Origin of the sequence: Thiomonas bhubaneswarensis, assembly GCF_001418255.1 — a bacterium.
Lineage (GTDB): Bacteria > Pseudomonadota > Gammaproteobacteria > Burkholderiales > Burkholderiaceae_C > Thiomonas > Thiomonas bhubaneswarensis.
In genome coordinates this window covers 82,010-107,555 of sequence record NZ_LIPV01000008.1, presented here as the reverse complement: position 1 = coordinate 107,555, position 25,546 = coordinate 82,010, and the positions used below count along the sequence as shown (strand labels likewise).

Genomic DNA, 25,546 nt, shown 5'->3' with positions numbered 1-25,546 from the left:
TCAGCGCGAAATTATAGAAAGCAGGCCTTCAGGCCCGGCCAGCGCATTCAGGAACGCAGTGAGATAATCCGCCCATGAGCATCACCATCAAAACCCCTGAAGAGATCGAGAAAATGCGCGTGGCCGGGCGACTGGCTTCCGAACTGCTCGATTACCTCACGCCCCACGTTCAGCCCGGCGTGACGACCAAGGCCATCGACAAACTGGCCTACGACTACATCACCCAGGTGCAGCAGGCCATTCCGGCCCCGCTGAATTACGCGCCCCCGGGTTACACGCCCTACCCCGCGTCGATCTGCACCTCGGTCAACAACGTCATCTGCCACGGCATTCCGAACGACAAGGCGCTGAAAAGCGGCGATGTGGTGAACATCGACGTCACCGTCATCAAGGACGGGTTTCACGGCGACTGCAGCCGCATGTTCAGCATCGGCACCGTACCCAGGCATGTGCAGCGGCTGGTGGACATCACCTTCGAGGCCATGTGGCACGGCATTGCTCTGGTCAGGCCCGGAGCGCGGCTGGGCGACATCGGCCACGTCATCCAGACCTTCGCCGAGAGCGCGGGCTACAGCGTCGTGCGGGAGTTCTGCGGTCATGGCATCGGACGCAAATTCCACGAAGACCCGCAGGTGCTGCACTACGGCAAGGCGGGTACGGGCGAGATCCTGCGCGAAGGCATGACCTTCACCATCGAACCCATGATCAACGCCGGTCGGCGCGACATCCGCGAAATGGCCGACGGCTGGACCATCGTCACCAAAGACCGCTCGCTCTCGGCGCAATGGGAGCACACGGTGCTGGTCACGCCCACTGGCTTCGAGGTGCTGACCACCTCGGCCGGTTGCCAGCCCGCACCCGATTTCGTCCGCCAGACCGCCCTTGCCGCCTGAGGGCGCGCATCCCGGGTCCATGACGGCCACCGCATCCCTTGTCGCCAGCCCGGATGCTGCGCTTCTGAGCGACATCCGTCAGCGCTGGAAGCAGGGCCGCGCCGAGCTGCTCGATCACTTCGCCCAGCACCCGCTTCAGGTGACGCCGCTGTTGCACGGCCTCACCCGACTGGCCGACCACACGCTGCAAGCCCTCTGGGCTGCCACGAGCATGCCGGCCGAAGCAGCCCTGATGGCTGTGGGCGGATACGGACGCGGCGAGCAGTTTCCGCACTCCGACATCGACCTGTTGCTGTTGCTGCCCCGTGCTCAGGGCAGCGACCGCGCGCTCGATGCCGCTGCCGAGGGCTTCATCACCGCCTGCTGGGACAGCGGCCTGGAGATCGGCGCGAGCGTGCGCACCATCGAGGCCTGCATCGACGAGGCGGCCAAGGACATCACCGTGCAGACGGCGCTGCTGGAATCGCGCTTTCTGTGCGGCCATCGCGCGCTTGCCGAGGCGATGCAGGCCAAGTTTATCCAGCATCTTGACGCCCGCGTCTTCTTTCAGGCCAAGATGCGCGAGCAGCAGCAGCGGCACATCAAGTTTGAAGACACGCCCTATGCGCTGGAACCCAACTGCAAGGAAAGCCCCGGCGGGCTGCGTGACCTGCAGGTCGTGCTCTGGGTGGCGCAGGCCAGCGGCCTGGGCCGCAGTTGGAAGGAACTCGCCGCCAGCGGGGTCATCCATGCCAACACGGTTCGTCAGATCCAGCGCAACGAGACGGTGATCAAGCGCATCCGCGCTCACCTGCACATGCTCGCTGGACGGCGTGAGGACCGTCTGGTGTTCGACCAGCAGTCGGCGGTGGCCAAGGTGCTGGGATTTGCGCCGACGCCCAGCAAGCGCGCCGGCGAACTCCTGATGCAGCGCTACTACTGGGCGGCCAAGGCCGTCGAGCAGATCAACCAGATCGTGCTGCTCGACATCGAAGGCAGGTTGTGGCCGCAATCGGTGGCCAAGGCCCAGCCCATCGTGGACATCGACGGCGTGGAAGACGGCCGCTACGTGCTGCGCGACGGCATGATCGAGCCCGCCGATCTGCAGTTGTTCCAGCACCAGCCCTGGACGCTTCTGGAGATTTTTGCGGTGTATCAGCGTGCGGCAGGCGCGCGAGGGCTGTCTCCGGCTGCGCTGCGCGCCATCTATCTGGCACGCCCCCGCATGGACAGCGCATTCCGCCACGACCCGCGCAGCCGCGCGCAGTTCGTGCGCATCCTGCAGGCGCCGGGCGGCATCGTCCATGCCTTGCGACTGATGAACCGCACCAGCGTGCTCGGGCGCTATCTGTGGGCCTTCCGGCGCATCGTCGGGCAGATGCAGCACGACCTGTTCCATGTCTACACGGTGGATCAGCACATCCTGATGGTCGTGCGCAATATGCGGCGCTTTTTCATGCCCGAGCACGCGCACGAATACCCGCTGTGCTCGGAGCTGGCCGCCCATTTCGACCCGCCCTGGGTGCTGATTCTGGCCGCCCTGTTTCACGACATCGCCAAGGGGCGCGGCGGCGACCACTCCGATCTGGGCGCCGTCGAAGTCCGCAAATTCTGCAAGGCTCACGGCATCGATGCCGCCAACACCGAGCTCGCCGTGTTTCTCGTGCGCGAGCATCTGCAGATGTCGCGCGTGGCGCAGAAAGAAGACCTGAGCGACCCCGAGGTGATCTCCGCCTTTGCCCAGCGCGTGGGCGACGAGCGCCACCTCGTCGCGCTCTATCTCCTGACCGTGGCCGACATCCGCGGCACCAGCCCCAAGGTGTGGAACGCCTGGAAAGGCAAACTGCTCGAAAACCTCTACCGCGCCACGCTGCGTGCCCTCGGCGGGCAGACGCCGCAACCTCAGGCCGAACTGCAACTGCGTCAGCGCGAAGCCCAGCGCATTCTCAACCTCTACGCCCTGCCCGAAGGCGCGCAAAAGCCGCTCTGGGACACGCTGGACATGGGCTACTTCCTGCGCAACGACCCGCAGGACATCGCCTGGCACACCCGCAAGCTCTACGCCCGCGTCGCCAGCGCCAGCCCCGTGGTCAGCGCCCGCCTGGCTCCCGAAGGCGAGGGGCTGGAAGTGCTGGTCTATGCGCCCGACCGACCCGATCTCTTCGCCCGCATCTGCGGCTATTTCGACAGTCAGAACTTCAACATTCTCGACGCCAAGATCCACACCGCGAACAACGGCTGGGCGCTCGACAGCTTCGTCGTCGTCTCGCCGCACACCAAGCTGCACGACCGCGGCATGATCGGCGTGATCGAAACGTCGCTGCTGCAAGAGCTCGGCAGTACTGGCCCGCTACCGGCCCCACACCACGGCAGACTGTCGCGCCGGGTGCGCAACTTCCCCGTCAACCCGCGCGTGGGTCTGCGCCCGGACGAGCGCGGACAGCGCTGGATTCTCAGCGTGACCGCGCATGACCGGGCCGGTCTGCTGTTCGGCATCGCCCAGGTGCTGGCCAGACACCATATCGATCTCCAGCTGGCCAAGATCACCACGCTCGGCGAGCGGGTCGAAGACACCTTCCTCGTCTCCGGCCCCGGATTGGGCGACGCCCGGATTCAGAACATCATCGAGGGCGAGCTCCTCCAAGCGATCGCGGATTGACATGGACATTTCCGCCCTGCAAGCCCGCCTGCGCCAGTTCGCCGCCGATCGCGACTGGACGCCCTATCAGACGCCCAAAAATCTCGCGATGGCCATGATCGTCGAGGCCGCCGAACTGGTGGAACACTTCCAGTGGATGACACCCGAGCAGTCGCAGCAGGCCGGCCAAGACTCCGATCTGCAAGGCCGGATCGCCGACGAAATCGCCGACGTGCTGATCTATCTCGTGCAGATTGCCGACCACACCGGGATCGACATCGATCGCGCGGTGGAGCGCAAGATCGGCAAAAATGCCCTGAAATACCCGGCTCCGTGAAAATCCCAGCAACTTCAAACATGGGACAATTCGAGTATCGTCTTGCCGACTTTCTCATCGTTGCGGGTCACGCACCACGCCCCGCCTCATTGACGCCTTGAAGATCCTTTTCGATTTTTTCCCCATCATCCTGTTTTTCATCGTGTTCAAGGTGGCGGGCATTTACGCCGCCACCGCGGTGACGATCGCGGCGACCTTCGCGCAGATCGGCTGGGTGTGGTTCAAGCACCGCAAGGTGGAGCCCATGCTGTGGCTCAGCCTGGGGGTGGTGGTGATCTTCGGCGGGGCCACCCTGCTGTTCCACAACGACACCTTCATCAAGTGGAAACCCACGGTGCTGTACTGGCTGTTTGCCGTCATCCTGGCAGGCGCGCAACTGCTGCAGGGCAAGAACCTGATGCGCAGCCTCATGGGCAAGCAGATGCAGTTGCCCGACCCGATCTGGAACCGTGTCAACTGGTCGTGGGTCGCCTTCTTCGCGCTCATGGGAGTGCTCAACATCGTGATCGCCTACAACTTCTCCACCAACCTATGGGTGGACTTCAAGCTGTTCGGCAGTCTAGGGCTGACGCTGGTGTTCGTCCTCGGGCAGTCGCTGCTGCTTGCCAAGCACATGAAGCTGGACGAAAACGCCTGATGCTTTTCGCATGACCCGTCGAGCGCGCATCGAGGCCCTGTTGCAACAGGCGCTGAACCCCGAATTTCTGAACGTGACCGACGACTCCGCGGCCCATGCCGGGCATGGCGGGTTCGATGCCGAAGGCAGTCATTTCCGGGTGCGGATCGTCAGCGCGCGATTTGCCGGCGCCTCGCGTCTGGCCCGACATCGCCTCGTGTATGATGCCCTCGCTTCGATGATGCACCATGAGATTCACGCCCTGGTGCTCGATTGTCAGGCGCCTGGAGAAGCACTTCAGGCAGGCTCATCTGACAAACCAGAGACGGCCTGATGGCTCGTCCTGGTCATGTGTTCCCTCCCCTTCCGGATGACTTCATGTTCAAACTCTCCCGCATTTTGACCGCCACGGCGATGAGCTGCGCGCTGGCCGCCCCCGTCTGGGCGCAGAACATCGCCACCGTCAATGGCAAGCCCATTCCGCAGTCCCTGGCCGACTCCGTTGCCAACAGCATGGCCAAGCAGCAGGGCCAGCCGGTCACGCCCCAGCTCAAGGACATGGTCAAGAACGAGCTGATCAACCGTGAGGTCATGGTTCAGGAAGCCGACAAACTCGGCCTGGACAAAGACCAGACGGTGCAGGATGAAATCCGCATCTCCCGTCAGAACATCCTGATTCGCGCCCTGTTCAACGCCTATCTGCAAAAGCACCCCGTCACCGATGCCCAGATCAAGGCCAAGTACGACGAGTTCGCCAAGAAGTTCGGCAACACCGAATACAAGGCTCAGCACATCCTCGTGCCTAGCGAGAAAGAGGCCCAGGACATCATCGCCCAGCTGAAAAAGGGTGCCAAGTTCTCTGAACTGGCGAAGAAATACTCCAAGGACACCGGCAGTGCCGCTAACGGCGGCGATCTGGGCTGGTCAACACCCAGCAACTACGTACCCCCGTTCGCCAAGGCTCTGGAGGCCCTCAAACCCGGCCAATACACCCAGACTCCGGTTCAAAGCCAGTTCGGCTGGCACATCATCAAACTCGACGCCACCCGCCCGGCCAAACCGCCCACGCTGGAACAACTCAAGCCGCAGATTCAGGCCGAACTGCAGCGCGAGGAGATCACGAAGTACCAGGACGAGCTGCGCGCCAAGGCCAAGATCACCGAGTAAGTCGATCCGCACAGGAAATTCCTCGTCTGGACAAAACGCCCGCAATTGCGGGCGTTTTGTTTTTCCGCCACCCTGCCGAGGGTCGAAAATCGCCCGGCGTTGGGTAATTGATGAGCACGCTCAGCGCCCCGGTCACTGCGTGCGATGCCGAAACAGCCATGCGGCGAGCGCCATACTGGCCACGCCAATGAGCGCCAGCGGCCAGTATTGCGGAATCAGATCGCTGACCCCGTACCCTTCCAGATAGACACCGCGGGTGATGATGAGGAAATACCGCATGGGGTTGATGTAGGTGAGCAACTGCACCGCCTCGGGCATGTTGGCAATCGGGGTGGCAAAACCCGAAAGGATGATGGACGGCACCAAAAACATGAACACCCCGAGCAGGCCTTGCTGCTGGGTGACGGCGATGGAGGAGATCATCAGCCCGATACCGGTGGCCGCGAGCAGAAAAAACAGCAGACCGATCGCCAGCGCAAGCACGCTGCCGACGAAAGGCACCTTGAACCAGATCACGGCGACGACGGCGATGAAAGCCGCTTCGAGCCCCCCGATGAGAAAGCCCGGCAAGGCCTTGCCAAGCAGGATTTCCACCGGCCGCAACGGCGTGACCAGTAACTGATCGAAGGTACCCATTTCACGCTCGCGGGCAACCGACAAGCCCGTCACCAGCAAGGTCACGACCAAGGTGAGCAGAGCGACGATGCCTGGCACGATGAACCAGCGCGACAGCAGATTGGGGTTGAACCAGGAGCGAACGTCCATTCGCGCGGGCGGCCCCTGCCAGCCATGCTGCGCCGCCCATTGCTGGTTGAACTGCAGCAACACGCCATTGGCATCATTCAGGGCCAGCGATGCCGTGTTCGAGTCGCGGCCATCGACCAAAATCTGCACCGTGGCGGGTTGATGACGCAACAGATCGCGGGTGAAATGCGGGCCGATGTGCAGCACCAGAAGAGCATCCTTGTCATTGATCGATGGAGCGATCTGCGCGTCATGCGTGATGGTCGCAACCTGCGCAAACGTGGTCGTGCCGGAAAAATGCGCCAGCAGTTCGCGTGAGGCATAGCCCGAATCTTCGTTGTAGACCGCATAAGGGATGTGGTTGAGGTCAAAGCTGGCGGCATAGCCAAACACCAACAACTGAATGAGCGGTGGGCCGATCAGCACCGTGCGGCTGGCGGTGTCACGCAGCAGCATGAGCAATTCCTTGATGACGAGTGCAAAGACGCGGGCCCACATGGTTCAGTCCAGTCGCTTGTGCGATTTGCGCCAGGCGATGCCCATGAAAATCACCCACATCACCATCAAGGCGGCGCTGTTGCTCAGAATCACCGGCCAGACATCTCCCGCAAGAAAGACGGTCTGCAAAATGGCGACGAAATAGCGCGCAGCCACCAGATGAGTGAGAAACTGCACCACGGCAGGCATGGACTCGATGTCGAAAATGAACCCCGAGAGGATGAATGCAGGCAGAAAGGTGACGATCACCGCCACCAGCGCAGCGACGAACTGACTGCTCGCCAGGGTTGAGATCAGCAGGCCCATGGCCAGCGCCACCAGCAGAAAGAGTGCCGAACACAGCACCAGCAGCCACAGGCTGCCCACCAGCGGCACGGCGAACAGCCACACGGCCATGGCAACCGACAGCGCCATACCTCCCATGCCCAGCACGAAATACGGGATCAGTTTGCCCAGCAGGATTTCCGCCATGGTGACAGGACTGGCCATGAGCGCCTCCATGGTGCCGCGTTCGCGTTCGCGCGCGATCACCAGTGCGGTGAGCAAGGCGCCGATCAGGGTCATGATGACCGCGATCAGCCCTGGCACCAGAAAGTCGCGGCTGCGCACCGCAGGGTTGAACCAGATGCGAGCCTGCACATTCACCGGCATGAGCAAGGGCCTGCCCTCACGCTCGGCCTCAAGTTGCAGCCAGTTTTGCCACATACCCTGCAGATAGCCCTCAGTGATGCGGGCATTGTTCGCATCCACGCCGTTCACCCAGACTGCAACCGGCGCCTCGCGGCCACTGAGTGCCAACCGGGTGAAATCGCCGCGCAGCCAGACAATGCCATCCACCTGCCGCTCCATCAGCGCACGACGCGCCTCGGCGATGTCGGGATAGGCTTTCGGCGCGAAAAAAGGCGATTGCTCAAGACCGCCGACAAAACTGCTGGTCTGGGCGCTGGGCTGATCGACCACCACCGCCAGCGGCACGCCGTGGGCGTTGAGCGACACGCCGTAGCCGAAGAGCAGCAGCAAGATCACAGGTAACACAAACGCAATCGCGATCGCAGAGGGATCGCGAACGATTTGCAAAAACTCTTTGCGCACCAGACCGCGCAGACGTTGTGGGTTCATCGGGCCACTCTCATGCCGCACGCCGAATTTGCGCCTCGTGCGACTGAATCAATGCGATGAAGGCGTCTTCCATGGTCGGATCGGGCAGCGTGTCGCTGCGCACGCGCCCGCGAATCTCGCTGGGCGTGCCGAAAGCCAGGATTTCGCCCAGCGACATCAGCACCAGATGATCGCAATACTCGGCCTCGTCCATGAAGTGGGTGGTGACCATGACAGTCACCCCGGACTCGGCCAGATGGTTGATGCGCTGCCAGAACTCGCGCCTTGCCAGCGGATCGACCCCCGACGTCGGCTCGTCGAGAAACAGAATCGAGGGCTCGTGCATCAGCGCACAGGCCAGCGCCAGCCTCTGCTTGTAGCCCAGCGGCAACTCCATGACGCCGGAGTCGGCATATTCGGCAAGATCGAATTCGGCAAAGGCCCATTCGAGACGCTGCCTTCGCCTGGCGCCCCTCAGACCATAGGCGGAGGCGAAAAAATCCAGATTCTGTCGCGCGCTGAGATTGCCGTAGAGCGCGAATTTCTGCGCCACATAGCCAATACGCGCCCGTGCGCTCGCACCTGCTGTACGCAAGTCCGCGCCTGCGACCCGCAGCGTCCCGGACGAAGCGGGAAGCAGGCCACACAGCATGCGAAACGTGGTGCTCTTACCCGCGCCGTTGGCACCGAGCAGGCCAAAGATCTCGCCCTTGTTGACGCTGAAACTGATCCCTTTAACCGCCTGGAAAGAACCGAAAAAACGTCGCAATTCCTTGACTTCAATGACCGTGAGCGGGTTGGTTGCCGCCGCGGCCTGAACGGGTGCAGCGTGCTCGGCGGCCATGGGCGCTGATGGCTGCGGTGCGGTCGTGGCATGGGCGAGTTGCCGACTTTGCAGCAAGCTGACGAAGGCGTCCTCAAAACGCGGCTCCACCGCCAACCATTGTTCGCCCTCCTGCGCTGGCGCGTCCGTGCTTTGCAGGACGACCCGCACCCCTTCGGCCTGCACCAGGGCGTCCACCACACCCTCTCGGATATGCAACGATTCCTGCAAGGCTCGGCGATGTTGTTGCGGATGCCTCACCAGAAATACGCGGCCCTCGAGAGGCGCGCGGAATGCCTTCGGCGGCTGATGCGCCAACACCTTGCCTTCGTGCAACAACACGATGTCATCGCATTGCTCGGCCTCGTCGAGATAGGCTGTGCTGACCACCACGGCAACACCCTGCTCGCGCATGAGCTTGATGATGCTCCAGAGCTCGCGGCGCGAAATCGGGTCCACGCCCACGGTGGGTTCGTCGAGCAGCAGCAGACTGGGCGCGCGCAGCAAAGTACAGGCCAGCCCGAGCTTTTGCTTCATGCCGCCCGACAACGCACCAGCGCGCCGGGCGGAAAACGGCCCGAGCGCTGTGAGCTTGAGCAACTCTGCAAAACGCTGCTGCCGCGCTGCGACGGTAAGCCCCTGCAGATCGGCGTAAAGCTCCAGGTTTTCCTGCACCGTGAGGTCTTCATACAGACCAAAGCGCTGGGGCATGTAACCGATGCGCTGCTGGATGGCAGTGGCGTGCAGCCGCGTGTCCAGACCCAGCACCAGAACCTGCCCGGCGCTGGGTTCGAGCAGCGCCGCAGCCAGGCGGATCAGGGTGGTTTTTCCGGCACCGTCGGGCCCGAGTAGACCAGAGATGCGGCCCGGCAGAAAGCGCGCGTCGAGGCCCTTGAGGGCATCAACCATCCTTTTGCCCTGCTTGAACTGCTTGTGCACCGCCACAAGCTCCAGGGCCGCTGCCGGAAGTTGAGCCCCCCGCGCCGCGCCGACGGCTTGCTCAGTGCTGGCAGACATGCTCTGAGGTCGCTTGCGGCGGGTTGTTCAACAGCGGTACACGCACGGTGACCGGCATGCCCAGCCGCAATTTTTGCGTGGGATTGCAGGCATACACCCGCACGCGATACACCAGTTGCGCACGCAGCTCGGTGGTTTCGACCGATTTGGGGGTGAACTCCGCAGTAGGCGAGATGCTGCCAATCCAACCTTCAAACGATTGCCCTGGAAAGCTGTCGCTCTCGATGCTGGCGTGCATGCCTGGTGCCAGCTTTCCGAGCTCGGTTTCGGGCACATACGCACGCACCCATACCGGGTTGTTGAGGGCGATGGTGATGACCGGCGTTTGCGGCGCAGCCATGTCACCAACCTCCAGAATGCGGTTTTCCACCACGCCGTCATCCGGCGCGCGCAGCACGGTATCGGCAAGCTGCCGCTGCGCCAGCGCCAGTGCGGATTTGTCGGCTTGCACCAGAGCCTGCGCCGCTTCGATGTCTTCCTTGCGCGGCCCCTGCAGGGCCAGACTCAGAGCTTGCTGGGCGCGCTGCACGTCTGCTGCCGCGGTCTTGCGTTGTTGGGTGATGTTGTCCAGGCTCTGTTTGGGCAGGAAACCCGAATCCACCAGGGTTTTCTGTCTTGCATAGGTGGCCTCGGCATTGGCTTGCGCTGCCAAAGCCGCGGACACTGCCGCGCGCGCCTGGGCAATTTCTTGCGGGCGACTGCCGGCGCGCAGCTTGGCAAGCTCGCTTTGCTGCGCCAGCAGGGCCGCCTGCGCGCGGTCCACGGTGTCTTGATAGCGCACGGCGTCGATGCGCGCCACCACTTGCCCCTTGCGCACCGCATCGCCTTCCTGCACGGCCAGCTCGACCACGCGTCCGGCATCGTTGAAAGCAAGCTGCACCTGTCGGATGTCGATGTTGCCGTACAGCGTCAGCTCATGGGTTGTCGGTGGCGCACGGTGGCTCCACCAATAAGCAGCACCTGCAAGCCCGAGTACGAGCAGCAGGAACAGAACGATCAAGGGCCGCTTTTTATTTTTCATGGGATGTGTCAATCATGCGGCGAAAAAGCCGTCAAAGTCGAGAGTCAATTGTCTCGCCAGCCTGCGGCCTGCTCTTGATCTGCGGCAACGATACGCAAGCGTCAGGGCTTAGCATCCATGACTGCATTTCACTCTTGAAGAACTCCGATGGCAACGCCTGGTTTGACCATTCGCCGCCTGACGCGGGCCGTATGCCTGGCTTGTTGTGGCCTCGGCCTGATGAGTGCTGCTCACGCCGAGACGCTGGCGCAGACCTTTGCGCTGGCGCAACAGCACAACCCCGCCCTGCGCAGCGCCCAGGCCGACTATCAGGCCGCGTTGTCGGGCATTGGGCTGGCCCGTTCTCGTCTTTTGCCGCAACTCGTCGCAGGCGCCGGGATCAGCGCCAATGCGCACGACAACAGCGAGAATCCACTGCTGACCAAATTCGGCATGCCGACGAGCTGGAACTACACCGAGCGCGACATCAATCTGGTCGCCACGCAGTCGCTCTACCAGCCGGGCGACCGCATCGGCGTTGAACAGGCCGAGCTGGCTGCGCGCATCGCCTACCTCAAATTCGTACAGCAAAACCAGACCCTGATGCTGCAAGTCGCATCGCGCTACTTCGATGTACTGGCCGCGCAGGACACTCTGCGCTCGCTCGAAGAACAGCAGAAGGCTGTGGTGCAGCAGCGCGCTGCTGCACAGGCCAATTTCGACGCCGGCAACGGCACCATCGTCGATGTGCGCGACGCCCAGGCACGCGTCGATCTCACCTCAGCCCAGACTCTTGCTGCAAAGAATCAGTTGCAACTCGCCCAGACCAATCTGGGGCAGGTCGTGGGGGCTTCGCTGCAGGGTGCGCTCGCGCCCCTTTCCCCCGATGCCTCCTTGCGCCCCCCGGCGGGCGACCTGCACGACTGGGTGCGCAAGGCAGAGGAACACAACCTCGGTGTCGATCAAGCCAGGCTCGGCGTGCAACTGGCCCGGCTGAGCGCGAAAAAGGCCCGTACGGGCGATTTGCCCACCATCTCAGCCTATGCCCGGGTTGATCATGACGCCACTTCAGTCGGTGGGCCGCTGTTTCCCTTTGGCAACCGCGCCAATATGGCGAGCATCGGTGTGCAGCTTCGTTGGGCCTTGGTGACGGGTGGCGCGGTGCAAAGCGATGTGGAGCAGACCGCCCAGCTGCTCGACAAATCCCAGGCCGATCTCGATGCCGCACGCCTGGGGGCGGCCCAGCAGGCGCGTGCAGCCTATTTGAATCTCCAGTCCAGTCTGGCCCAGGTCAAGGCGCTGGACGCGGCCATTGCGTCCAGCCGCAGTTCGCTGCAAGCCAACGAAACCGGGTTCAAGGTGGGCATGCGGGTGAACATCGACGTGCTCAATGCCTTGTCCCAGCTCTTTGAGACGCAGCGCCAGGCCGACAGGGCACGATATGACGTGGTGGTCAACGCCTTGCGCTTGAAAGACGCCGCCGGTGTGCTGTCACCCAGCGACGTCGAGGCCCTGAACGCTCTGCTGGCAAAGCCCTGAGCAGGGCCGCGTCATTCGCCTTGCAGCACTCGGGCGGTGGCAGGTCAACCCTCTCCGCCATGGGTCGTGCCGAGCCGATCCGTCAGGTGTCGACGTATGTTGCCTTGATGCGATCCCGAGCCCCTTACGCTTTGACGGTTTCAGGAAGGCCGAATTCATCGATCGCATTCAGCAGCGGCGTCATGTACATCATCGCCGGGCCACCGTGCATCAGCACGGCGAGAAAACCGGCCTCGATGAGCTCGTCGCGCTTTGCGCCTGCATGGACCGCTTGCTTGACGTGAAATGCGATACACCACTCGCATTGCGCCGCGACCGATAGCGCGACGTTCACCAATTCCTTCTGCTTGAGCGACAACGCAGGCCCGGCCTCGGCCTTGCCCATGAAATTCATGAAAGCCTGCACCTCGCTGGGGTGACTTTTGCCAAGCGTGGAAAGCAACGCCTCAATTTCGTGCAGGCGGTCGTGCATGGGGGTTTGTGCCATTTTCGTTTCCCTTCAGTCCAAAGCCGGAGGTTCAACTGCCACGCTTGCGCGCGACCGTCGTTTTTTGAGCGGTCGGCGACAAGCCCTTGGCCTGCTCGCTCATCAACTTGAGCGCCTGCTGCTGGGCATTCTGGACGGCCTCGATCGCCTGGTTGGCAAAGGTCGTCGCGCTCTGAAACAGTGCCTGCACAGGTTCGACATTGACAGGCAAGCCACTTGCACCCTGCTGGGCGGTCTCCTGTATCTCGGCTTGCATGCGGCTGAGGCGACTGTTCATGGTCTGCACCATCTCGGCCTGAGTGGCCGAGATGATCTGCGCGAGCTTCTGAAAATAGGTCAACATCTCCTCACCCCCGGTCTTTGGCGCCGCCTGAGCCTGGGCGTTCCATGCCTGCTGCAAGTCGCGTGCCGAGAGTGCCGCCTCCACAGCCGCTGCTGCATGCTGCGACATGTCGCGCATCATCTGCAACTGGAGCTGAGTCGTTTGCTCAAACCCTCGAAACAGGGTCTGGCTCAACGCGAAGGCAGCTTCCAGTTCGGCTTTCTGCTGCGCGCGCAGGGGATCTTTCGTTGACATCGCACACCTCCAAAGTGTGAATCGGGCTTTTCAGTGTGCTCCTGGCGCTACGGCATCGGCTTGACTTACATCAGGTCGAGTGAATGTGTGCGCTATCGCGCGCCAAGTCGCCCATCTTGGCGCGAAGTCACTCCTTGGGGAACAGCAGCTTGTGCACCGTATCGTTGTCGATCGGCTCGTCGAACAGATCACGCGCCAGAAGCTGGCTGCCCAGTAATTGCGGGGCAAACAGCACGTCGGGTTGAACGCGCCGGATCTTGTTCACATGCCTTACATCATTGACCCCGGCGATGGTCTTGACAGTGGGTGCCAGTTCCTTGACCGCAAGCACGGCGAAGGCGTTTTCCGCGTCGTCATCGCGCAGGGTCAGCACCGCCTTGGCCCTGGGCACTCCTGCCTGCTCCAACACTTCGTTGCGCGTGGCATCGGCGACGATAACGTCAGCGTTGGGCGGATAGGGCGACGCATGGCCGACGGGTGCAATCACCGTGACCGCCATGCCCCGGCTTGTGAGTTCTTTCCACATGGCGTAAGCCAGACTGGACGTGCCGATGATGACGTAGTGATTCTTGCGTTGCTCCTTCTGCATCTTGCCCTCCAGCGCGCGTTTGAGACTGCCCCCGACCAGCGGGCCGATGACCACTGACAGCGTGGTGGCAAACACCGAGATGCCCAGCACGATCATCGATACCGTAAACATCCGCGCCACCGTGGTATGCGGAACGATGTCGCCGTATCCCACCGTGGACATGGTCTCGATGGTGTAATAAAAGGCGGTGGGCAGGGAGTGAATCGGCGGGTCGTATCCTTGCCCGAACCACAGGCTGCCCAAGGTGCCATAGACCAGCAGGCTGCCCACACCGAGCAGTGCAAACAGCGAACTGGCCGCCAGACTGCTGCGCGCAAAATCCCTCGCGTACAGAAGCAGCAACAGCACCAGCGCGCCCGAGGCGATGACCACGCTGTCCAGACGTTGCGCCGCCCAGTAGCCCAGTCCTGCCGAAAGCAGCCCCAGCAGCAACGCCAGCACCCACGCAACCCGGGCGCGCAGCGCGAGCCCAGCGGCCATCAGGACGAGGCCCACGCCGATGATGACATGCGGCAGCGCGGCCAGATCGGCCAGCGCCGTCAACCCGCTTGCGCCATGATTGGCGATATTCGACACCGCCGCGCGAATATGGGTGAACTGCGGCAGGATCTGCAACGCACCGCAGAACAATGCCAGGCCGGACGCAAGCCAAGGCGGCCCTTGGTGCTGCCACAAGCCCCAAAGCCTGCGGCCGAAGGTCATGAGGCTAGGCTTGAGACGGCGCCAGGGGCCGGGCTGGCCGCTGGTTTTGCTGCCAGGGTCTTGGGACGTATCGTTCGACGATGCCATGGCGGGAGTATCGCTGATCGCATCTGCGCACGGCTTGCTGGGAGGCAAACCCGACAGGCTCTAGGGCCTGTTAACGCTATGGAGTGAACCAGGCGCTTCGACCGCCAGCGTCGCGCAGCAGCGTCCAGTCGCAGTCGTATAAATCGTGCAGCCGCTGCGGCTGCAAAGCCTGTTCGGTCGGGTCGAAAAACCAGTCTTGTGGCGCGCGGCGCAGCCCGAGTCCCAGCACATGCGTGGCATGTTGCGCCACCCAGTTGATGTCGTGTGCGCAAAACACCACGATGCGGTCTTTCAGGGTTTCCAGCAAGCTGCCGACAAGGCGCTGGTGGCCCGGATCCTGGAATGCGACGGGTTCATCGAGCAGCAGCAAGGGGCCGCCCTGTACTAGGGCCTGCGCAAGCGCGACACGCTGGCGCTCCCCGGCGGACAGGGAGAGCAGATTGCGGTCGCGCAGCGCCCAGGCGTCGACGCTAAGCAGAGCCTCCCGGGCCGATGGCAGATCGAGGCGCGGCTGGGCCAATTCGAGCAGCGCCAGCACCGGCAGATTGAAGCGGTCGCGCGTCTGCGAGGGCATGAGCGCCCTGAGCCGGGCGAAGGTCTCGACATCCATGCTATGCCAGGAATGGCCGTCCAGCATCAGTTCGGCATCGGCGCCGGCCAGCGGCAGTAGCCCGCCGAGCTGACGCAGCAGGGTGGACTTTCCGGCGCCGTTGCGTCCGATCAGACCCAGGCGCTCTCCCCGTCCGAGCTTGAACTGCACGCCGTGCGCCAGGATGGGCAAATGCGGCCCCGCCAGCACATCAAGATGCCCGACTTGCAGCATGGCCGCGTCTTGAGCAAGGGGGCGTTCGTCCCGCATCAGCTCCGCCTGAGCATCAGAATGAATATCGGAGCGCCCACCAGAGCCGTCACCGCCCCCACTGGCAATTCGTAGGGCATGATGATGCCGCGCGCCAGGGTGTCCGCCGCAACCACGAGGGCTGCCCCCGCCAGGGGCACAGCCCAGGCCAGATCGCGCATGCGGTGCAAACCGAGCAGCCGCAGAGCCTGCGGCACGACCAGGCCGACGAAGCCCACCGCGCCCGCCACGGCCACCGAGGCCCCAGTCGCCACTGCCGCGAGGAGCACCAGTTCCAGACGTATGCGGGCCACCGGCTCGCCGAGCAGCCAGGCTGCCTCGCTGCCGAGCAGCAGACGGTCGTAGGCCCGCTGCCGCCATGCCAGCCAGCCCGCGGCCAGCACCGCCAGCACACACAGGGCCAGCCCATGCTCGGCGCCGGAGAGATTGCCCACCAGCCAGAACATGGCGCCGCGAAGCTGTTGATCGGGCACCAGACTCAACAACAGGGTCGAGAGCGCCCCGGCAATGGCCGCGAGCATGGCGCCGATCAGAATGAGTTGCGCCGAGGCCTCGTCATCGCGGCTGGCCATGAAGCGACTCCCCATGAGCAGAAGCAGCAGCAGGACCAGACCCGCACCGATCACACTGCCCAGCCACAGCGCCGCCCCGAAAAGAAGCGCCGCGATGGCGCCCAGCCCGGCGCCGCCCGAAGCGCCCAGCACGTAGGGATCGGCCAGCGGATTGCGCAGCAGAATCTGCATGCTCAGCCCCGCCTGGGCCAGCAGCGCGCCGACCCCCATCCCGGCGAGCACGCGTGGCAGCCTGAGCTGCCAGATGATGTCCGCATTCCAGCCGCCCTCACCCACCGACACCGCCACCGCCACCACCACCGCCAGCAGCACAGGCAAGCCCCAGCGCAGGCGCGCGGCGCTCCGATCGACAAGGCGCATCGAAGAATCGGCGGACATGGTGATGGCGGATGCGAGGAGTATCAGAGTGCGGGCCGCCAGGTCAGACCCAGAAACACGCCGAGGGGTTCGCGGTTGTAGCCATAGACGGTCTGGTACTTCTTGTCGAACAGGTTCTGCACCCGCGCGTTCCAGCTCCAGTCTTTGGACAAGGCGCCGCTGGCGGTGAGGTCGACAGTGCTGTAGGCGCCCAGCGTCACCCTGCCTGACGGGCCGTTGTCCCAACGCGGACCGCTGTAATGCACGCTCGCGCCATACAGCACCGAGGCGAACTCGCGCTGAACCGAAACGTTGGCCATGCTGCGGGCACGACGTTGCAGGGTTGGATCCCCCGGCTGGCTGGTGTTGACCGGCTGTTGCAGGGTGAGGTTGGCGTCGTAAGTCCAGCCGTTCCAGTTGCCGCGCCCACTCAATTCCAGCCCACGGGTGCGACTGCTGGCGATGTTCTGGAAGGTGCTGGTGGTGAAGTCGTATTGCCACTGATCGGTCGCCTTGGTCTGGAACAGCGTGGCACGCCACACGTTCGGCCCTTGCGACCACTGCAACCCGGCTTCCACAGAGTGCGCCTTCTCAGGGCGCAGGTTCGGGTTGCCGTAATACGGCGCATAGAGATAGCCCAGCGGCGCGGCATTGAAGGCGGTGGAATAGCTGGCGATGGCCTTGAAGCCTGCGCCGAGTTCTCTGCCGTAGCCCAGATAGCCGGTGTTCTCGCCGGAATACCCGTCGATGGCGTCGTGGCGCAGGTTCAACTGCACTTCATTGCCGCTGAAACTGCCGTCCAGACCGATGAAGGCAGCCTTCGCATTGCGCTCCTTGCCCGGAATCGAGCCGGTGATCGAGGCAATCGACTGTCGCTGAAGTTCCAGTCCGCCGGTTGCCGTCCATCCGGCGCCGAGAGCCACCACATTGCGCCACTGCAACTGCTGCACCCTCGTGCGATAGGTGCTGCTGTAGGGGAAGGCGCTGAAGTTCTGCGTGGTGTTGGTCGTGCTCTGCTGCGAGGCGTTCAGATGAGACTGCCATGCTGCGGTGATCTGGTTGTCGCTGAACAGTTGGTAAAGGTCTTGCGTGGTACGGCTCAGATTGGTGTCCGTTGGGCTGGCGTAGGAGCCATAGCTATCAAAGCTGGCGCGGCCTTCACTGCGGAATGCGCGAAGTCCCAGCGACTGTCCGGGCGCCAGGGTCTGCACGATGGAGCCGTTCATCGTGGTGTTGCGATAGCCGTTGGCGTTGGGGTTGGCGTTGCCGAGCTGCGCGGGATTGATGGCGCTGATGCCCTGGGTGGTGTAGCGGCTGATGCCCGCCTGCAAGGCGGTGTGGCCCACCTGTCCACTGGCGTTGGCCGAGACCGTCGCGGTGTTGCGGCTGCCCGCCGTGACCGATACCGAAGCCTGCGGCGTCTTGCTGCCCTGACGCGTGGTGATGAGTACCACGCCGCCGATCGCGCCCGAGCCGTAGATGGCCGAGACGTTGCCGCGGATGATCTCGATGCGCTGGATCTGGTCGGTGGTGAAGTTGTTGAGATAGGCGACGCCAGTGGCGTCCTGCGCGTTCATCGGCACCCCGTCGAGCAGCACCAGCACATCCGGTCCGCCAAAGCCGCGCAGAAAAACGTTCCCCGACTGCCCCGGGCCGCCGTTGCTCGTGACCTGCACGCCGGCCACCTGTTGCAGCAGGGTGGTGAGGTTCTGCGCGCCCGAGGCTTCGATCTGCTCTCGGGTGATCACGCTCACGCTGGGCAGCGCCTGCGAGAGCGCCTGAGGGTAGCCTGTGGCCGACACCACCACGGGAGGCAGCGCCGTGGCATCGGGCACAGCTGTCTGCGCATGCGCGGCAAGCGTGGTGGAGCCCAGCGCGGTAGCCAGCATGGAACGCGCGAACAAACTGGACGGAAGGGTCGCCGCGGCACGGCGACGCAAGGACGGGACGGGCGCGACGCCCAGGAATGAAGACTTGAAAGTCATGGCTGATGAGTTCGGAGAGAAAAGCGCTGCCGTGTTCCCCCGCACGGCTGGCGCGGCTGAGAAGCGCCGCCTCGCGTTGGCGAACGCATCACGGCCCTGCACTGGCGGGGCGAAGCCCCTCTCCGGCCTTGATGCGCTGCGTCGCCCCGAGGCTGCGCGTTCCCTCGTCGTTGGCCGGTATCCGGGCTGGCGACGCGATCCGGACATCCTTCCCAAATCCGCGGATTCAGTGGATGAAGCGTCCGAACAGAAGGCAGAGCCTTCGGTCGCTGACCGTTGCGGGGGCAGCACAGGCTGGAGCGTTTGCCGCAGGCATGTCTCTTCCTGTTTCCCGTTTAACTGCGAGGCGTGAACCGCCACGCGAGCACCAACGCACGACATCTTAGCTGGGCGCAAGTCGAGTCTGGTCGAGGTCGGTGCCGCCTTAGAATCAGCCGTATGGACGAACGACAGCCCTCCCCCGCCATCGCCCAGCTGCATGCGCGCGTCGAGCGGTTGCTGCTGCGACACAACGAGCTGCTGCGCACCAACGCTCTGCTGACCGAGCGCCTCCAGGGCCTCGAAGCCGAGCGCGACCAGTTGCGACAGCGCCTGCATGACGCCACACAGCGGATCGATAAACTGCTGGCCAGGCTGGATCAGACCCCTTCCCTTTCGGGCGAGCCCGACTCTCAAGCATGAGCACGACCACGCTGGATGTGAACATCATGGGCCAGATCTACACCCTGGCCTGCCCCGCGGACGAGCAGGCGGCGCTGCTGGCCGCCGTGCGCGAAGTCGACACGGAAATGTGCGCCATTCGCGACATGGGCAAGGTGCGCGCCCGCGAACGCATCGCGGTGCTCGCCGCGCTCAATCTGGCCCACAGCCTGATCGAGGCACGCCAGGCTGCGAAAGCCGGGGGTGAGTCCGTGCAGTCCTCCCTGGCCTTTGAAGAAGATGCTCAGGCCGTCGCCCAGCTCACCCGCCAGCTCGACGAAGCCTTGGGGGCCGAGGGTAAATTGCTCTGACGTCTTGCCCTCGCATGAGGGCGCCCTACAATGGTTTCGTCTGTCGGACTGGCTTGGGTCGGCATTTCCTGAACCGATAAATTTGTGCCTCGGGCTTGGAAATTCTGTGTGTGCGCGTGACGTCTCGCGCAGACGTCCCCAAAGCGCAGTGACCTTGCCCACCTGTCCCAGTAGGGTTCAGGGATCAACGCTCAATCCGGTTCCGGCAGACACCTCTCCCGCATGACCCTTCCCCCTGTTTCGATGCCTCGCTGCGTGCTTGACACGCAGGTGCTGCTCGACTGGGTGTTGTTCGACGATGCGCGAACGCAGGCCTGGGCACAGTCCATTCGACAGAGCCATGTGGCATGGGTCTATTGCCCGTCGATGCGGGACGAAGCCTTGCGCGTGATCCATTACCCGGCGCTGGCCCGGCGTTTCGACCCCGCCGATTCAGCCGCGAAGATCGACGCCTGTTTCGATCGCTGGGGCCGATGCTGCGCAAGTCCTCCGGGTCAACGCCGACTGATCTGCGCCGACCCTAACGATCAGATGTTTCTCGACCTGGCGCTGGTGCAGGCCGCCATCGCGCTTCTGAGCCGCGACCGCGCCGTCCTGAAGTTGGCGCGCAGCGCCAGACCGCTGGGCCTGATGATCGGCGCGCCGGAACACATCGACGCGCCTTGCGGTTCAGGCGGCTGACTGTCCCTGCGCAGCCAGACGGTCTCTGCGCCGCAGCGACCACCAGATCATCAAGCTGCCCAGAAGGATGAGCGGGATCGACAGCAACTGGCCCATGGTGAGGTGAAACCACAGATAGCCGAGGAAGGCATCGGGCTGACGGAAAAATTCGGCGGTGAAGCGCGCCAAGCCGTAGCCCAGCGCAAAACACCCGGCGATGAAGCCGCGCGGCCGTTCCTTGCGCGACAGCCACCACAGCACGGTGAACAACACCACGCCTTCGAGAAACATCTCGTACAGCTCGGATGGAAAGCGCGGAACCATGCTACCGGACTCGGGATAGATCATCGCTCCCGGCCACCATGCGGGTGCCGCCCGGCCCCAAAGTTCACCGTTGATGAAGTTGCCGATGCGGCCGAACGCCAGCCCCGGGGGGATGAGCGGCGCGACAAAGTCCATGATCTGCAACCAGGAGTAGCGGCGAGTGCGCGCAAACCAGTAGGCCGCGACCATGACGCCGAGCAGCCCGCCATGAAACGACATGCCGCCGTCCCATACCGCGACGATCTGCGCCGGATGGGTGAAGTAGTAATCGGGCTGATAGAACAGCACATAGCCGGTGCGCCCCCCAAGGATGACCCCCAGCACTCCGGCAAACAACAAATCCTCGATGTCGCGCGAAGTCCAGCCCTGACGCGCATAGGGCTGGTCCTTGAGACGCTTTTGCGCCAGCAGCCAGAAGGTGATGAAGCCCAGCAGATACATGATGCCGTACCAGTGCACCTTGATCGGGCCAAGCTGCAGGGCGATGGGGTTGAAGTCGGGGTGGATCAGCATGGGCGTGAAGTGTACGGGGTCGGCTGCGGCATTCCTTTCAGGCGCCCGCCGCGCGGCTCAACATTTACCTTTGGATACCTCTGCGCGGGTGCCCAGCCCGCGACGGTGGCGGCTTACCGCGCGACAATGACCGTACGTTGATTCGCACCCTATGCCTGCCATGAGCCAGAAACTGCGTTCCGAAAACATCACCGTGGGCGCGTCCCGCGCACCCAATCGTTCCATGTTCTACGCCATGGGTTACAAGAAGTCGGATTTCAGCAATCCGATGATCGGCATCGCCAACGCCCACTCGACCATCACGCCCTGCAACTCCGGCTTGCAGCGCCTGGCCGACGCCGCCATCGAGGGCGTGCGCGCGGCGGGCGGCAATCCGCAGATGTTCGGCACGCCGACGATTGCCGACGGCATGTCCATGGGCACCGAGGGCATGAAGTACTCGCTGGTGTCGCGCGAGGTCATTGCTGACTGCATCGAGACCTGTGTGCAGGGGCAGTGGATGGACGGCGTGGTCACCGTGGGCGGTTGCGACAAGAACATGCCCGGCGCCATGATCGGCATGCTCCGCTGCAATGTGCCGGGCATCTTCATCTATGGCGGCACCATCCTGCCGGGCCATTACAAGGGCCGCGATCTGAACATCGTCTCGGTCTTCGAGGCCGTCGGCGAGCACGCCGCCGGGCGGATGAGCGATGCCGATTTCGACGCCATCGAGCAATGCTCCGTGCCCACCAGCGGTTCCTGCGGAGGCATGTACACCGCCAACACCATGTCCAGCGCCATCGAGGCCATGGGCATGTCGCTGCCCTATTCAAGCACCATGGCGAACGTCCACGAGGAAAAGGTGCAATCCGCGCGGGACTCCGGCCAGGCGCTGCTTGCCGCGGTACGCGCCGGACTCAAGCCACGGGACATCGTCACCCGCAAGGCGCTGGAAAACGCGGTGGCCGTGGTCATGGCCACTGGCGGCTCGACCAATGCCGTGCTGCACATTCTGGCCATCGCCCACGCGGCCGGAGTGCCTTTCTCCATCGAAGACTTCGAGGTGATCCGCCAACGCACCCCGGTACTCTGCGACATGAAGCCTTCTGGCAAGTATGTCGCCACCGATCTGCACCGCGCGGGGGGCATTCCGCAGGTCATGAGGGTGTTGCTCGAAGCCGGGCTGCTGCATGGCGACTGCATCACCATCAACGGCAAGACGGTGGCCGAAAATCTCGCGGACGTTCCCGCCCGCCCCAGTGCCGAGCAGGACGTGATCCGGCCGATCGACAAACCCATGTATGCCCACGGCCACCTCGCCATCCTCAAGGGCAATCTCGCCGCGGACGGCTGCGTGGCCAAGATCACCGGCTTGAAGAAGCCCAGCATGACCGGCCCGGCGCGGGTCTTCGACGACGAGCAGAGCGCCCTGGAAGCGATTCTGGCCGGGGCCATCAAGGCCGGCGACATCATGGTGCTGCGCTACCTCGGCCCGAAGGGCGGCCCGGGCATGCCCGAAATGCTCGCTCCGACCTCGGCGCTGGTAGGCGCGGGGTTGGGAGAGTCGGTCGGGCTGATCACCGATGGGCGGTTCTCGGGTGGAACCTGGGGCATGGTGGTCGGGCATGTCGCACCCGAAGCCATGGTCGGAGGCCCCATCGCCCTGGTCCAAGAGGGCGACAGCATCACCATCGACGCGCCCTCGCTGAGCCTGACCCTGCACGTCAACGACGATGAACTGGCCCGGCGTCGCGCGGCCTGGACGCCGCCGAGCCAACGCTACACCCGTGGGGTCATGGCCAAGTTCGCCACTCTGGTCGGCAGCTCACACCGGGGTGCCGTGCTCGACGCCGATCTGGGCTGAGCCGCGCCGCCAGGCGCGCCACGCATGGCCGATCAGATAAGAGCCGAAGCTCAGCGAAGCAATCCAGGTGCTGGCCGGAAAGCCGATGTAATACGCCGCCGCCAGCCCACCCCAGGTCACCCCCAGCCCCAGCGCCACCGACAGGCCCAGGCCCGAGGCCACGCTGCGGCTGAGGGTCTGCGCCGTGGCCGCAGGCCCGATCAGCAAGGCGAAGATGAGCAAGGCGCCGATTACCGGCACGGCGATGGCCACGGTAGCGGCAACGAGCAGGATGAACAGCACGTCGAGCCGCCGCGTGTTCACCCCACGCGCCTGGGCGCCTTCGGGGTTGAAGCTGGCGAAACACAGCGGCCGATACAGCAGCGCCAACGCGGCCAGCCCTGCCACGCAGACCAGCACCGACAGCAGCGCCTGCCCGCCGGTGATACCCACGATGCTGCCGAACAGAATGCTCATCGCCGACTGCGCGTTGGCGGTGTAGAGGTTGAGAAATAGCACCCCCAGCCCTAGCGCGAACATGAGCACCATGCCGATGCCGATATCGCGCTGACGCAGGCGACCGCCCGTCAGCGCCAGCGCCACGCCGCTGGCCAGGGTGAAGGCGAACAGGCCTAGATACGGACTCAGCCCCAGAAGAATGGCGCCGGCCGCGCCGGTGAAGCCGACATGCGAGAGCGCATGCGCGGCAAAAGCCTGCCGCCTCAGGGTGATGAAATAGCCCACTGCGGCGCTCAGAACGGCGATCGCGCTGCCCGCCACGAGCGCGTGGCGCATGAAGCCGTACTCCAGTCCGAGCATCATGCCCCGTCTCCAAGGTCCGATGGGTCGACTTCCCCGTGACCGTGATCGTGCCCGCAATGGCTGGCCTCTTCGGGTATGAAGCCGCCCACAGGATGGATGAACCGATATCCGCCGTCTCGCGCTACGGCCATGGGCATGCCGTAGAGCGCCGACAGCGTCGGCCCGTTGACCACCTCATCGACCGTGCCCAGACGCCCTCGCCCGCCCGCGAGATACAGCACCTGATCCATGTGGGGAAGCAGCGGATTGATGTCGTGCGCGGTCATCAGCACGGTCAGGCCCTGTTCGGTGCAGAGCCTGCGCGCCGTCTGCAGGATGCGCTGCTGGGCCTGGGGGTCGAGATTGGAGAGCGGCTCATCGAGCAGCAGAATGCGCACCGGGTTGACCAGCGCCTGGGCGATGCGCGCCCTCTGGCGCTGCCCACCGGAGAGGCTGTCCATGCCACGTTCGGCAAGACTTGCCATGTCCACGGCCTGCAGCGCGGCTTCGACGGCCTGCATGCGCTGGGCGGCATGGCGCAGCCCCAGGCCCCAGCGTTCGCCTTGCCACGCCGCGGCCACATAGCTGCGCACCCGCAGAAAGCTGTCGGCGCCGACGGGGTCGCGCTGCGAGACGTAGCCGATCAGCCTGCGCTTTGAGACGCCGTCCTGCCCGAGCAGCCGCAACTGGCCCGCCTGTAGAGGTTGCAATCCGAGCAAGGCGCGAAGCAAGGTGGTCTTGCCCGCACCATTGGCTCCGAACACGCCGACGAACTGCCCGGGGCGGATGGCGAGATCCAGACCGTCGAGCACGACGCGCCCGCCGAGCGAGCAGCGCAGACCTTGCGTCTGGATGGCCCAGCCGCCGCCTTTGCTCGCCGTCGATGAATCGCTCGCCACGATCAGTGGGCTTTGCCCAGCGCCTGCTCGATGGCCGATAGCGTCTGCATTTGCCATGGGACGTAGCCTGTGTTCGGTGGCACGAATTCATCGACGCCCACGACCGGCACCCCAGAACGACGCGCCAACTCGCGCAGCCGGTCGGTCAGTGGGTCGGTCACCTGGCGGTTGTAGAACAGCAGGGCCACCTTGTGCTCGCGCAGGTTGTCCTCATAGCGCGCCACTTCGGCGGGGGATGGCTCGGTATCGTTCATCACGTCGAATTGAAATTTCTCGCCCAGGCTGGTCCATCCCAGTTGTCGCAGCAGATAGCCTACGACAGGCTCGGTCGCCGTGACCTTGAGCCCCGGATGGCGTTTGGCCAGCGCCGTCTGCGCTGCAGTCAGCCGGTCCAGTTGCGCTTCGAATTGCCGAAGGCGGGCGGCGAACACCTCGCGATGGGTCGGGTCGGCTTGCTGCAGCAGTTGGGTCAGCTTCACGGCCACCTTGAGGGCCACCAACGGGTCGTAAAACACATGCGGGTTGCGATCAGGCATGATCAGGGTGGGATCGAGCTCCGCGGCTACGATCACCTGCCGATGCGGCGCGGGATTGGCCGCCAGCAGCTTGCTCATCCAGTCGTCATAGCCGATGCCGTTGAGCAGGACGATCTGCGCCTTGGCCACCTTGCGCGCCACGGCGGGCGTGACCTCGAAGCTATGGGGGTCGACGTTCGGATTGTTGATGATGCTGTCCACCTTCACCTGCGTCCCGCCTATGGCCTGTGCGATCACGCCGTAGGTGCTCTCGGCCGCCACGATGGCAATCGGCTCTGCCTGCGCCGCATGGCTCGGCGCAACCACCAGGATCAGGAAGGTCGCAAGGCCAGACAAAAAGGTTTGAAGTTTCATGACAATGAATCGAATCCGTTTCGTTACTGTATAACGTCTCGCAAACGGCCCATGTAACGA

Annotated in this window: 25 protein-coding genes and 1 riboswitch; of the genes, 11 read left to right on the top strand and 14 right to left on the bottom strand. The window is 63.9% G+C overall.

From position 1 onward, the window contains the following. Window positions 1–74: 74 nt before the first annotated feature. From map to ASC45_RS11515, 6 genes are all read left to right on the top strand, one after another. Window positions 75–893, top strand: a complete 819-nt coding sequence (gene map, locus ASC45_RS11540; protein ID WP_055451189.1) for a type I methionyl aminopeptidase — start codon at window positions 75–77, stop codon at window positions 891–893. A gap of 19 nt (window positions 894–912) precedes the next feature. Next, the gene (locus tag ASC45_RS11535; protein WP_055451188.1) at window positions 913–3,531 is read left to right on the top strand and encodes a [protein-PII] uridylyltransferase; all 2,619 of its coding nucleotides are present in this window, start codon (window positions 913–915) and stop codon (window positions 3,529–3,531) included. 1 nt (window position 3,532) lies between these two features. Next, entirely contained in the window at window positions 3,533–3,847 is a 315-nt protein-coding gene (locus tag ASC45_RS11530) for a nucleotide pyrophosphohydrolase (protein WP_055451187.1), read from the top strand. Between the two features lie 97 nt (window positions 3,848–3,944). Then, window positions 3,945–4,484 (top strand): septation protein A, encoded by a 540-nt coding sequence (locus tag ASC45_RS11525; RefSeq protein ID WP_055451186.1) that lies wholly within the window; start codon window positions 3,945–3,947, stop codon window positions 4,482–4,484. Window positions 4,485–4,494: 10 nt separating this feature from the next. Beyond that, entirely contained in the window at window positions 4,495–4,797 is a 303-nt protein-coding gene (locus ASC45_RS11520; protein WP_055451185.1) for a BolA family protein, read from the top strand. Window positions 4,798–4,841: 44 nt separating this feature from the next. After that, window positions 4,842–5,630, top strand: a complete 789-nt coding sequence (locus ASC45_RS11515; protein WP_055451184.1) for a peptidylprolyl isomerase — start codon at window positions 4,842–4,844, stop codon at window positions 5,628–5,630. A gap of 132 nt (window positions 5,631–5,762) precedes the next feature. On the opposite strand, the gene ASC45_RS11510 is transcribed toward ASC45_RS11515, so the two are convergent. From ASC45_RS11510 to ASC45_RS11495, 4 genes are read right to left on the bottom strand one after another with little or no spacing between them, the layout of a single operon-like run. Beyond that, the gene (locus tag ASC45_RS11510; RefSeq protein WP_055451183.1) at window positions 5,763–6,872 is read right to left on the bottom strand and encodes an ABC transporter permease; all 1,110 of its coding nucleotides are present in this window, start codon (window positions 6,870–6,872) and stop codon (window positions 5,763–5,765) included. A gap of 3 nt (window positions 6,873–6,875) precedes the next feature. Beyond that, entirely contained in the window at window positions 6,876–7,991 is a 1,116-nt protein-coding gene (locus ASC45_RS11505) for an ABC transporter permease (protein ID WP_055451182.1), read from the bottom strand. 10 nt (window positions 7,992–8,001) lie between these two features. Then, entirely contained in the window at window positions 8,002–9,810 is a 1,809-nt protein-coding gene (locus ASC45_RS11500) for an ATP-binding cassette domain-containing protein (RefSeq protein ID WP_082454381.1), read from the bottom strand. After that, the gene (locus ASC45_RS11495; protein ID WP_055451181.1) at window positions 9,794–10,831 is read right to left on the bottom strand and encodes an HlyD family secretion protein; all 1,038 of its coding nucleotides are present in this window, start codon (window positions 10,829–10,831) and stop codon (window positions 9,794–9,796) included. Before ASC45_RS11495 ends, ASC45_RS11500 begins: the two co-directional genes overlap by 17 nt. Before the next feature lie 147 nt (window positions 10,832–10,978). Between ASC45_RS11495 and ASC45_RS11490 the strand changes: the two genes are divergently transcribed. Further along, window positions 10,979–12,349 (top strand): TolC family outer membrane protein, encoded by a 1,371-nt coding sequence (locus tag ASC45_RS11490; protein ID WP_072243050.1) that lies wholly within the window; start codon window positions 10,979–10,981, stop codon window positions 12,347–12,349. 124 nt (window positions 12,350–12,473) lie between these two features. On the opposite strand, the gene ASC45_RS11485 is transcribed toward ASC45_RS11490, so the two are convergent. From ASC45_RS11485 to ASC45_RS11460, 6 genes are all read right to left on the bottom strand, one after another. After that, entirely contained in the window at window positions 12,474–12,836 is a 363-nt protein-coding gene (locus ASC45_RS11485) for a carboxymuconolactone decarboxylase family protein (protein ID WP_055451180.1), read from the bottom strand. Window positions 12,837–12,867: 31 nt separating this feature from the next. After that, on the bottom strand, window positions 12,868–13,413 hold the full coding sequence (gene phaP, locus ASC45_RS11480) for a TIGR01841 family phasin (protein WP_055451179.1): 546 nt from the start codon (window positions 13,411–13,413) through the stop codon (window positions 12,868–12,870). A 127-nt stretch (window positions 13,414–13,540) separates the two neighbouring features. After that, window positions 13,541–14,791 (bottom strand): voltage-gated potassium channel protein, encoded by a 1,251-nt coding sequence (gene kch / locus ASC45_RS11475; protein ID WP_245610045.1) that lies wholly within the window; start codon window positions 14,789–14,791, stop codon window positions 13,541–13,543. A 76-nt stretch (window positions 14,792–14,867) separates the two neighbouring features. Next, on the bottom strand, window positions 14,868–15,650 hold the full coding sequence (locus ASC45_RS11470; RefSeq protein WP_055451178.1) for an ABC transporter ATP-binding protein: 783 nt from the start codon (window positions 15,648–15,650) through the stop codon (window positions 14,868–14,870). Further along, on the bottom strand, window positions 15,650–16,600 hold the full coding sequence (locus ASC45_RS11465; protein ID WP_055451177.1) for a FecCD family ABC transporter permease: 951 nt from the start codon (window positions 16,598–16,600) through the stop codon (window positions 15,650–15,652). Before ASC45_RS11465 ends, ASC45_RS11470 begins: the two co-directional genes overlap by 1 nt. A gap of 23 nt (window positions 16,601–16,623) precedes the next feature. After that, window positions 16,624–18,468 (bottom strand): TonB-dependent receptor domain-containing protein, encoded by a 1,845-nt coding sequence (locus tag ASC45_RS11460; RefSeq protein WP_245610044.1) that lies wholly within the window; start codon window positions 18,466–18,468, stop codon window positions 16,624–16,626. Between the two features lie 251 nt (window positions 18,469–18,719). Continuing rightward, window positions 18,720–18,951: riboswitch (cobalamin riboswitch) on the bottom strand. A gap of 51 nt (window positions 18,952–19,002) precedes the next feature. On the opposite strand from ASC45_RS11460, the gene ASC45_RS11455 reads away from it, so the two are divergent. The 3 genes from ASC45_RS11455 (at window position 19,003) to ASC45_RS11445 (ending at window position 20,255) form a co-directional block, all read left to right on the top strand. Continuing rightward, window positions 19,003–19,245 carry a hypothetical protein gene (locus ASC45_RS11455; protein WP_055451175.1) on the top strand — a complete coding sequence of 81 codons (243 nt, stop codon included), beginning with the start codon at window positions 19,003–19,005 and terminating at the stop codon, window positions 19,243–19,245. Beyond that, the gene (locus ASC45_RS11450; protein ID WP_055451174.1) at window positions 19,242–19,574 is read left to right on the top strand and encodes a cell division protein ZapA; all 333 of its coding nucleotides are present in this window, start codon (window positions 19,242–19,244) and stop codon (window positions 19,572–19,574) included. Before ASC45_RS11455 ends, ASC45_RS11450 begins: the two co-directional genes overlap by 4 nt. A 222-nt stretch (window positions 19,575–19,796) precedes the next feature. After that, entirely contained in the window at window positions 19,797–20,255 is a 459-nt protein-coding gene (locus tag ASC45_RS11445; protein ID WP_055451173.1) for a PIN domain-containing protein, read from the top strand. Here the strand turns inward: ASC45_RS11445 and lgt are convergent. Beyond that, window positions 20,244–21,071 (bottom strand): prolipoprotein diacylglyceryl transferase, encoded by an 828-nt coding sequence (gene lgt, locus ASC45_RS11440; RefSeq protein ID WP_055451172.1) that lies wholly within the window; start codon window positions 21,069–21,071, stop codon window positions 20,244–20,246. The genes ASC45_RS11445 and lgt overlap by 12 nt on opposite strands. A 160-nt stretch (window positions 21,072–21,231) precedes the next feature. Here lgt and ilvD point away from each other — a divergent pair, with 160 nt between their 5' ends. Beyond that, window positions 21,232–22,917, top strand: coding sequence for a dihydroxy-acid dehydratase (ilvD, locus tag ASC45_RS11435; protein WP_082454391.1), 1,686 nt, complete (start codon window positions 21,232–21,234; stop codon window positions 22,915–22,917). On the opposite strand, the gene ASC45_RS11430 is transcribed toward ilvD, so the two are convergent. The 3 genes from ASC45_RS11430 to ASC45_RS11420 are packed head-to-tail and all read right to left on the bottom strand — an operon-like array spanning window position 22,879 to window position 25,486. Beyond that, entirely contained in the window at window positions 22,879–23,718 is an 840-nt protein-coding gene (locus tag ASC45_RS11430; protein ID WP_055451170.1) for a metal ABC transporter permease, read from the bottom strand. The two genes, ilvD and ASC45_RS11430, sit on opposite strands and share 39 nt — an antisense overlap. Next, window positions 23,715–24,653, bottom strand: coding sequence for a metal ABC transporter ATP-binding protein (locus ASC45_RS11425; RefSeq protein WP_082454379.1), 939 nt, complete (start codon window positions 24,651–24,653; stop codon window positions 23,715–23,717). Before ASC45_RS11425 ends, ASC45_RS11430 begins: the two co-directional genes overlap by 4 nt. After that, window positions 24,599–25,486 (bottom strand): metal ABC transporter solute-binding protein, Zn/Mn family, encoded by an 888-nt coding sequence (locus ASC45_RS11420; RefSeq protein ID WP_055451168.1) that lies wholly within the window; start codon window positions 25,484–25,486, stop codon window positions 24,599–24,601. Before ASC45_RS11420 ends, ASC45_RS11425 begins: the two co-directional genes overlap by 55 nt. Window positions 25,487–25,546 lie beyond the last annotated feature (60 nt).